Annotated in this window: 5 protein-coding genes; all 5 read right to left on the bottom strand. The window is 51.7% G+C overall.

Annotation, left to right across the window (positions count from 1 at the left end):
- Positions 1-107 precede the first annotated feature (107 nt).
- Entirely contained in the window at positions 108-362 is a 255-nt protein-coding gene (locus LQ229_RS26795) for a helix-turn-helix transcriptional regulator (RefSeq protein WP_290370084.1), read from the bottom strand.
- Positions 363-629: 267 nt separating this feature from the next.
- Complete coding sequence (locus LQ229_RS26790) at positions 630-2,642, bottom strand: serine hydrolase domain-containing protein (protein WP_230193402.1); 2,013 nt, start codon at positions 2,640-2,642, stop codon at positions 630-632.
- A 147-nt stretch (positions 2,643-2,789) separates the two neighbouring features.
- A complete protein-coding gene (locus LQ229_RS26785) occupies positions 2,790-3,887 on the bottom strand; it encodes a DUF5808 domain-containing protein (protein WP_230193400.1) in 1,098 nt (365 codons plus the stop codon).
- Complete coding sequence (locus LQ229_RS26780) at positions 3,884-4,285, bottom strand: GntR family transcriptional regulator (RefSeq protein ID WP_216537623.1); 402 nt, start codon at positions 4,283-4,285, stop codon at positions 3,884-3,886. Before LQ229_RS26780 ends, LQ229_RS26785 begins: the two co-directional genes overlap by 4 nt.
- Before the next feature lie 319 nt (positions 4,286-4,604).
- Positions 4,605-4,784 carry a WYL domain-containing protein gene (locus LQ229_RS27410; RefSeq protein WP_356712216.1) on the bottom strand — a complete coding sequence of 60 codons (180 nt, stop codon included), beginning with the start codon at positions 4,782-4,784 and terminating at the stop codon, positions 4,605-4,607.
- Positions 4,785-4,948 lie beyond the last annotated feature (164 nt).

Raw genomic sequence — 4,948 nt, 5'->3', positions numbered from 1 at the left:
CTTGCGCGAACAGGCTCACGCTATATGGAGGCATCCTTTTCCTTTTCTGTGATACGGACATTATATTCGTCAATCCCTGGACAGGCAATACCGTCAGCTTTCGGGCATTATGCTTCAGCGTAAACAATATTCCCTCTATTCTCTTCATTCGGATCCAGTTCCCCCAATAAAATCTTCTCGATATTTACTCCCAGACTCTTGGATAACTCGCTTAACAAGGACACGTCTGGGCACCCTAAACCGCGTTCCCATTTGGAAATCGTCTTATCGCTAATATTCATAAGATCGGCTAAATCTTTCTGAGTCATGTTTTTCTCTTTTCGGAGACTCAGAATGAGTCTTCCCACCTTTTGGCAATTCATATTGTCCACCTCCCGTATTTCTAGAATATTGATTAAGTGTTCCCTTTTCAATAAACGCTCCGTAGAGTGCCGTTATCCTGCGTTATCTTAAAAGCGATTTAATGAGGGGGGCTTTTGCTTTCCGCAAGCAAAGGTCCCCCCTCCAGATACCGCTTCGTTCTTTCCCCTTTCCAAATCCACTACGGACCAACTTTTCTTGAGGAATCTTCTTCTTTCTTATACGCAGGACTGTATCTTAATCCAGTTATGAAATACTTATAGCGACGTTTACTCCGCGGAAATCTCGAACTTCGTGCCGGCATCTCCGGCGAAAACAATGACTCCTCCCGCGGGCAGTTCGACCTGATCCTTGCCTCCGACGACACTGAAGTAGACGCATGTTCCCTTCGCATTATAAACGGCGAAGGAAGCGTTCGAGGGCATGTTCACCTTAACGATCTTGCCCCCGTCTTTGTCGCTTACCGAATACCATCGGGCGTAGCCGTTCGACGGAATCGTAACGATTGACTTCTTAGCGACGTAGATGGGGTTCACGGCGTCCTCATTCACTAAAATGCTTCCGCCAACATCCAGGTACTCTGCACCATCCTGTGTAAAGAACGTATAGGCTGAAAGATCCCGCCCGCTCATTCCTGGAATTTGCAATTCGGAGACGGCCGTATTCGGGCCCGTTATTCGCTTATCCGACACGTACCCCGGCAATTGTTTCGACATATTCAATTGGAAGGGCTGCATCATCAAATAAACGATCGACGTATACTTCTCGTTCAGCAGATAATACTTCTTGCCGTCACGCTTCATCCATGCTTTTCGAGTCTCTGCCGGAAGATCCTGGGGCCGGAGCTTCTCGGCGTTGTACTCCGATATCGCCTTCTGCCCAAGACCCGGCAACGAAGCGTATTGACGAAGCCATAAGTAGGTGCGGCCGTTCTCCTCCGTCACGAAGCTGATGATCGTATTCCCATACGCACTCCGGAACGTGCCGTCCGCCGAATACCCGAAGATCTGAGCCGGAGTATCGGGGGACTGCTCCGAAGTGACGGACATGACGCCGCCTTTGGTAATATCGATGTTTATCGTTCCACTGAACGCGCCATAGATTCCCGAATACTGCTGCACGGATTCCGGCATATCGGCCTTTACCGGCACACCGTACGACTTTTCAGGCTTGAATTCGGCAATTGTCCCCTTCTCCTTCAGCGCCCGCAGCAGGATTTCATTCGCCAGAAGCTGGTTGTACACGCTGCTCCCGCCGGAAGTGACGACAGCTGCCGCCATGTCCTGCCCGGGAAGCACAACGAGCGAAGAGTGGTAGAGAAGTGTGTCCCCGCCTTTGGTCAGCGCCTTCATCCCGTATTCGCTGAAGGGATACGGATTGACGCTGTCCCAGCCGAGACCGTATTCGAATGAGCTGTCCGCATCGTCAGGCCACAAAGGCGTCTTGAATTCGTCTTGCGCCATGGCCGCAGCCGATTTGCCGGACAACACTTCTTCTGCTTTCCCCGTGAAAATTTGCGAGAATCGAGCCAAATCTTCCGCTGTGGAATAGATGCCTCCAATTCCGATCAAGCTGCTTGTCTCGTTGGGGAGTTGTCCTGTGTAGGCAGGATAATAGAGTCCGGCCATCTTCGCTTCGTCCGGAGAATCGAGCGGCGTCGCCGTATTGGCCATACCCAGAGGCTCTGTCATATATCGATGGATATAAGAGGTAAAGTCCATGCCGCTGACTCGCTCGACCAGAATCTGGGCCAGCGTAAATCCGTCATTGCAGTAAACCGAATAAGCGCCCGGGTCCGCCTTTAAGGTCTGGCCGGCCAGTTGCTTCAGCAGAGTATCGTAGGCGTAAGAATCGTTATCTTCGAATAAAAAGGCGTTCGTCATCGACGATCCGTTCAGACCGGAAGAATGATTCAGCAGCATGCGCGGCGTAATCTGCTTGTAGCGTTCATCCTTCATCGTAAACTCGGGAATATACCGGACGACCGGCGTATCGAGATCGATTTTCCCTTGGTCGACCAACTGCATGACGGCAACCGTTGTAAACATTTTACTCGTCGAGCCGATCCCGTACATCGTGTCTTTCGTGAGCGGCTTCTGTCCCTTCTCGTCATTCTTGCCGGATTGGCCGGATACGACGATGCGGCCATGATCGATAAGGGCATACTGTACGCTGTTCGTACCGTAAGTTTTCGTGAGTAGATCTGCCTTTTCCTTTGCAACTTTCCGGGTTGCTTCGTAGGTGAGCAAAGCCTCGTCCGAAGGCGAGTCCTTTGCCGCCATTGGCACGGTTATCGGAACAGCACTTGGCGTCTCTGCCAGTGCTGTGTTGTCGTCGAAGAAGGCGAGCAGCAGACACGAAGATAGCAAAGCTCCTATGATCCATCGACTTTTCATTCTTTGAACTCTCCCTCCAAGAGATTGCTTTATTTATCGAAAAATGAGAATGGGTACGAGAATGGCGGTCGCCAGAACGGCTATCGTCGCAGCGGCTATGATCTTGCCGCGCGGATTAGCCATATTGATCGTCCATCCGAATCCGTATCGATCCGGAACGAATAAGGCCGGGTCTTCGGGGTTCGCGTACATGCTGCCGAGCCACTTCCAGTGCCTCTCCTCCTGCGACGGAACGTCCCTTTGCTGATCAAGACCTCGGAACCGCAGGTAAAGCAAGACGCCGAGCAGCGTCAAGAAGAACACCGCTATGAACGAGATGTTGTAGCGGATAAGCAAATTGAGTTTCCAGCCGTACAGTATTACGGCTTGCAACAACCCTAAGTTTGCAATCCCCAGCAGCGAAATGCCCCACGCCGCAATCGAATGGATTTTCTTGAGCTTCAACTGTTTCCGCAACGAACCTTCCCGGTCCTGGGGATCCAGCGATGTCCTGGCGCGGCGGATCATCAGATTATAGCCGGCGAATAACGCGATCATTAGCGCTTGCACGATGTTCATCATGAACACGGTCCGTACGGATTTGGAAATGTAAACATCCGGCAAGCCGTTCGGCCCCATATGTATCGCGAACGACTGCGGAATCGCGTCCCATCTCGCAACGGCAAAGAAGATGCATAGCGCCATCACGGCGACATGCGCCGAATACCACCAAGAGCCCAGAACCGAACCATGCGTTCGGCCGACCGCGAGGCTTGCTGCGCGCTTTGTCTGCACGTCAACCTGCCATCCTCTGGCTGCCTTCAAGCGTTGCGCGGACATCCGGCTGATCCGAATGGCGAAGACCGACACAATCATTAAAAGCAAGATGGCTATCGTCCAACTCAGGATACTCCGACCCGTCGTTTGATGACGCGTCACGAAAAAGCAAGCTACTCCGATGACGATCGCAAAACCGCCAGTGAGCAAAACGTAATTCCGGCGAATGCGTTGGACGGCCGGATCTTGCAGGGCCTCCGCCGGCAGCGCGATGCCGAACAGCACGGTCCGCAAGCCAATATAGGCCTGTATGCCGATCATCAACGCGATAAATAAATAAAAGCTCGATATCATGATCGTCTCCTGTGCAGTCAACGCTGTTCACCTCCGCGATTTGTAATGGTATTCCGATACAACGACCTGCTCTGCTGCGCGAATGCCTCTTCCGTCATGCCTCGTACCGCTGCTTCCGCCGCAAGAGACCGGAGCTGCCGCCGGAGCTTCTCCTCGAACGCCTCCGTCATGCCGGGCATCCCGTCGGGCTGAACGACAACGCCCTTTTTCCGGTGTACTTGAAGGAAGCCCTCCTGCTTGAGCAAGTTGTAAGATTTGTTGACGGTATGGAGATTGATCCCCAAGTCCTCCGCCAAGCTCCGGACCGACGGAAGCGGGTCGCCCGGCTGCAAGGCGCCGGAGGCGATCCCTTCGATGATTTGGTCAACCAGTTGTGCGTAAATCGGGGTTTCCGATTGAAGATCGAGCTCTATGAACATGAATATCTCTCCTTTTGGCGCTGCACGTGTTCAGGAACCAAGGTGGCCGATAATGCCGTGCAGAAGCACTTCGAGCGAATAGGGCATCAGCAGCGCGCCGACAATGGCGACAGGCAATCATTACCCATGCGCGATTTTGACATGTCGAAGCCGTTCCATATTGAACCACCCTCCTTTTTATTTATCTGTTATATTACATATATAACACATATGATAATGACATGCAAGATCCAGTTGTAAATTCCTCCATTAAAGAAAACGGCAGCTGATTTTCCCGTCAGCTGCACTAGTAAATGACCCTATCTACCGTCTGTAAAGCTCATCGAAGATAAAGCGATCGCATACTCTCGATTTTTTGAAGGATGTATGCCGCGGCCTCAGCAGGGGCCACTACTTTGACTTCATCCCCGAATTGCCAGATCAAGTCAACGTAGAAGTTCATGTCCTCCTTCGCTATTTTCATCGATAAGGCTCCGCTTCCATCCTCATTTTGCTGTATGAACGGGCCAAAACGAGGATTCGACTCCAGCAGCCATACTCCTCATATAGTATTTCTTGAAGGCAGTTTTGAGTTTACTTCCAGTCCCCTAGGGGACTGGCGGCCGCCTTCAAAATTTCCAGTTGATCTTTGAAAAATAAATTTGGGACTGGACTTTCCGGAAT

Origin of the sequence: Paenibacillus sp. CECT 9249 (assembly GCF_918697855.1) — a bacterium.
Classification (GTDB): domain Bacteria; phylum Bacillota; class Bacilli; order Paenibacillales; family Paenibacillaceae; genus MSJ-34.
Note: the sequence above shows the minus strand (reverse complement) of the source record. Positions and strands in the feature narration are given on the sequence as shown.